Raw genomic sequence first — 3,953 nt, 5'->3', positions numbered from 1 at the left:
CCGGGTGATGGGCACTCCCCCCGGATGGCGCCAACTCTCCCTGATGGATGCCTGCCGACCTTGAGGGGTCGGCATGAGCGGCCCCCGATCCGCACGTGCCGCCCGTCGAACCACTATCCGCGCTTGCAGGGCCTCGCTGGGGCGGCCGTCCTGCCAGTCGGTGCCCATGTCCGGCGCTTTCACTCATGCTCCGACGCGATCTATGTCTGTGCCGTGCGGCTGGCGGAATTACGGCGGCGGAGGCGGGCCCGTGAGCAGCTCGGCGAGCATCGAAGCCAGCTTGCGTAGGGTGCCGGTCTCGGCTGCCTCCTTTGTGAGGCGGAAGTCGAAGTCTGTGCTGCCGTTGCGGCGCCGGATGCGCAGGTCCACTTTGGTCTGCAACCAGGTCACGAGTGCGGCGAGCACCACGGCTCCCGCTAGGGCCGCCTCCACACTGAGCTGCGTGTCCCTGGGCGGCCTGGCCACCACCTCCCGCGTCACCCCGGCGGTGTCGGGATCCTCGAGCAGGTGCCGCAGCAACCGTCGCCCGGTGGCGCCCGCCTCGTCCGTGGCGTCGTCGTTCAGGAGGCGGCGTGCAGCGTCGCCCGCCGCGGTCAGTCCCTGGGCGCGCAGCAGGTCATCGAGGAGCGCCACCGCCTCGTCGACGTCGGTGGGGAACCGGTCTGGTTCGGTGGACGCGAGGTCCTCTGTCACCTTCTGGAGCGACAGAAGCATCGCGCGCTGGGAAAGGCCGTCCGGACTCGGCGGACTCTCTTGATCAGGCATGCCGTCGTCAAGGGTCAAGGTCATCTCCAATCGCCAATGAGAATCAGGGGAGCCCAGTGGTACATATGCGTTTCCCATGGCTCTTCGGGGCGCTCCAGCAGCCTCAGCTGGGCATCCCAGAGACTGCGCCAGACCGGCTCGCCGGGCTCTGCGCGGCGTCTGCGGTAGAAGTCGAGGAGGAGTCCCCGCGAGCTCGTGCGGTCCACGTTCCACAGCGAAGCCACCACGGACCGCGCACCCGAATACAGGAAAGCCTGGACCAGGCCCGCGAGGTCCCAGCCCGCCCCGTCTGCGCGCAGACCGGTCGAACACGCGCGCAGCGTAAGGAGGTCGACTCGGATCCGGGCCGCCACGAGGTCCCGCACCGTCAGCAGGTGGGAGAGCCGGGTCAGCAGTGAGGTGGAGGCGGGCTCGAGGCTCGGACGGCGCGTGCCGTCGGCGAGGAGCAGTCCCGAGTCCAGCGGTTCGGCGCGGTCAAAGTGGCCGTGGCAGGTCAGGTGCGCGATGCGGTGGCCGCGCAGGGCCTTCAGCACGTTCGTACGAGTCACGTCTGTCCCGGTCAGCGCGGTGACCGGCCATCCGGCTGCCTCCAGCAGCTCCGCGTCACTCTCCAGCGGCTCTGGCGGGCCGTCCTCCCGAGCGGCGACGCCCGCACAGAAGACCCTGCCCGTCATGACGTCTGCGTCCGGTGCGGTGCCATCTCGATTGCGCGCCATGTTGTTCAGGGCGGCGCTGGCGCTGTGCACCTGGACCACGGCGTGGCGCCGGGCAAGCGGCTCGCCGTCGTCGGTGTTCAGAGCATGGAGGGGCAACGCGTGCACAGGCCCGTCGCCCGCCACACACAGCAACGGACGACGGGTGACGTAAGGGACGAAGGCCAGCAGATGCGGCGCCGTGTCCTGAAGGAAGGCTAGGCTGCGACTCCACGGGTTCTCGGCGTCCAGGTGTGCCGGGGCGGGAAAGGCGTGGGGGTCGCCGTTGAACGTGCGGTGCAGCCGCTTGGCGGTGACGCTGAGCGCGGAGCGGCCGAGCGGGAGGGACAACGTGGTGAGCTGGTCCATGTCGGGGACATAGACAAAGATCGTCGTCGACGTATCGCCGCAGAAGTACGACACCCAAGCCATGTCGGCCCGGTCTGGATCTGCGCGCAGATGGTCCCGCAGCTCGGCGAACCGGACCGGTTGTCCCCTGCGGATTCGTACGTAGCCGGGGGCGTACGGAGCGAGGGCGTCCCAGACGTCGTTCAGTTCGCGTGTGACGCGTGCGCGGCGGAAGGCCGCCCTGCCTCCCTTGCCGGCGGTACCCCTGGCGCCGAACGCCGCCAGTTCCTCCAGCAGCGTCGCCTCAGCGCACAGCAGATCGTCCGGTGCGCCTGCCGGTGCGGGGAGTTCGGTCCTGGCGAGATGCAGCAGAAAGGCCCGTTCCTTGGCCTCTTCGTGCAGATCGAAGGCGAGTTCCTGAGCTCCTCTGGCGTCGGGCAGCCGAAGGTTCGGCGTATCCCGGTCGAGGAGTAGGCGCAGCATCAGCTCGTACTGCGAGGTCCCCTCGCCAGACCGGAACCGGGGGTGGTCCGGTGTGCCGGTCTCGGCGAGAAGTTCGTCGCGGGTCTGCCACAGCAGGTCGAAGGCCTCCTGCCGGGCGTCTTGCAGCCCGGAGTCGGCGAGTCGCTCGGCCAGCATGTGCGTGTGCAGGCGGGCCTCGTGTCCCATGTTCCGGTCGAGCGCGCCCTGGCGCAGCTGGCGGTGACAGGCGATCGCAGCGGTCACGTCCCCGGCGTGTGCGTGGTGCGCGGCGCGGGCCCGCAGGTATGCGGAGTGCATCTGCCAGTCGTTGTCGAGGTCGGAGCTCTCGGCGAGATCCCAGACCAGTCGGCGCAGGTCGTCGTCACCGGTGAGTTCCGGTTTGAGCCGGTACAGGAGCAGCATGATGGCGTCGCGTGACGGCGACCGGGCCAGCGCGAGGTCGTACATGAGGAGAGCGGTGGCCGTGTCGCCGCTTTCGGCGGCCAGGTCGCCCAGTCCCAGGTAGGCGATGACCGGGCTGAGACTCATGAAGAGGCCGCCTTCCTCGCCGAGGGCCACGACCTGCTCCCAGCGACTACGGGCTTCTTTGAGCATGCCTGCGCCCTTGTACGCGTGGCCCAGGTTGTTCAACGCGCCCGGGACGAAGCCCTGGTGGTCGAGGGAGCGCGCCCAGTCCAGTACGCGGCGCGCCTCGCGCACCCCCTCGCGGTATTGTCCGGACTTGAGGAACGACCCGGCGTAGTCGACACGCGCCTGGTTCACCAGTGACTCGTCCCGCGACGCGGCGGCTGGCTCCAGGGCCTGCAGAAAACACGCCCGCCCGAGCTCGTAGTCACCGCAGTCCTCGTGGAGCAGCCCCCTCAGCAGGAGAATCCTCGCCGCCATGCCGTGCATGCCGGGAAGGTTCGAAGCCATGCCGAGCCGCGAGGGGTGGAAGTCGATGCGTTCCAAGACGTCGAGGGCGTCCCGGTACCGTCCGACCTGCCGCAGGGCGCCGGCCAGCCGATACCGCCCCGGGACACCGCCGAAGGAGGCATCGAGCAGGCTGTGGGGCAGTTCGTCGGCCTCACGGTAGGCGGCGATCGCCCCGTCGAGGTCACCCTGTGCGAGCAGCTGCTTGGCCTGCTCCTCCGTAGCCTTGCGTGGATCGTCGTACTGCGCGCCGTGCTCCGCCGACAGGTCGGGTGCGCCGGTGTCCGGTGTGCCGTCATGCGATGGGGACGCCCGCTCATCGGGAGGGGGCGGCTGACGGAACCTCAGGGCGGTCTCGACCCACTGCCTGTTGGCTTCCGTCTGTTGCGCCAGGAACCTGTGAAGAGCGGCTTCGGCACTCCGGTCGGCGGCGTCCGCCGACGCGGCACGCTCGCCCAGTACCCTGAGGAGGCCGTCGAGGTCAAAGGCGCCCGCCTGCGTCACCAGGATGTCCTGGATCGTCTGTGTGGAGTCCACCTCTGCCAGGCGGTCGGCGAGTGCGCGCTCGGCCTCACTCATGGGTGCCTTCCGTGGAGTCGTCGTCGCTGGTACGGGCGATCAGCATCCGGAGGACCTGCGCAACGTCGTCGCGTTCCTGGTCGTCCGTGGCCAGCTCGTACGCCCTGCGGAGGTGAACGAGGGCGCGCTCCGGGTCTCCCGCGTACCAGTAGACCTGCCCCAGGTTGAAGTGGG

Annotated in this window: 3 protein-coding genes; all 3 read right to left on the bottom strand. The window is 69.4% G+C overall.

From position 1 onward, the window contains the following. Positions 1–228: 228 nt before the first annotated feature. On the bottom strand, positions 229–765 hold the full coding sequence (locus ACZ3H8_RS40705; protein ID WP_467410405.1) for a hypothetical protein: 537 nt from the start codon (positions 763–765) through the stop codon (positions 229–231). A 20-nt stretch (positions 766–785) separates the two neighbouring features. Continuing rightward, the gene (locus tag ACZ3H8_RS40700) at positions 786–3,779 is read right to left on the bottom strand and encodes a CHAT domain-containing protein (protein ID WP_467410403.1); all 2,994 of its coding nucleotides are present in this window, start codon (positions 3,777–3,779) and stop codon (positions 786–788) included. Continuing rightward, a partial coding sequence (locus ACZ3H8_RS40695) for a tetratricopeptide repeat protein (protein WP_467410400.1) occupies positions 3,772–3,953 on the bottom strand: 182 nt, incomplete at its 5' end. The genes ACZ3H8_RS40695 and ACZ3H8_RS40700, both read right to left, overlap by 8 nt.

This window comes from Streptomyces sp. NPDC002868 (assembly GCF_055563295.1).
Note: the sequence above shows the minus strand (reverse complement) of the source record. Positions and strands in the feature narration are given on the sequence as shown.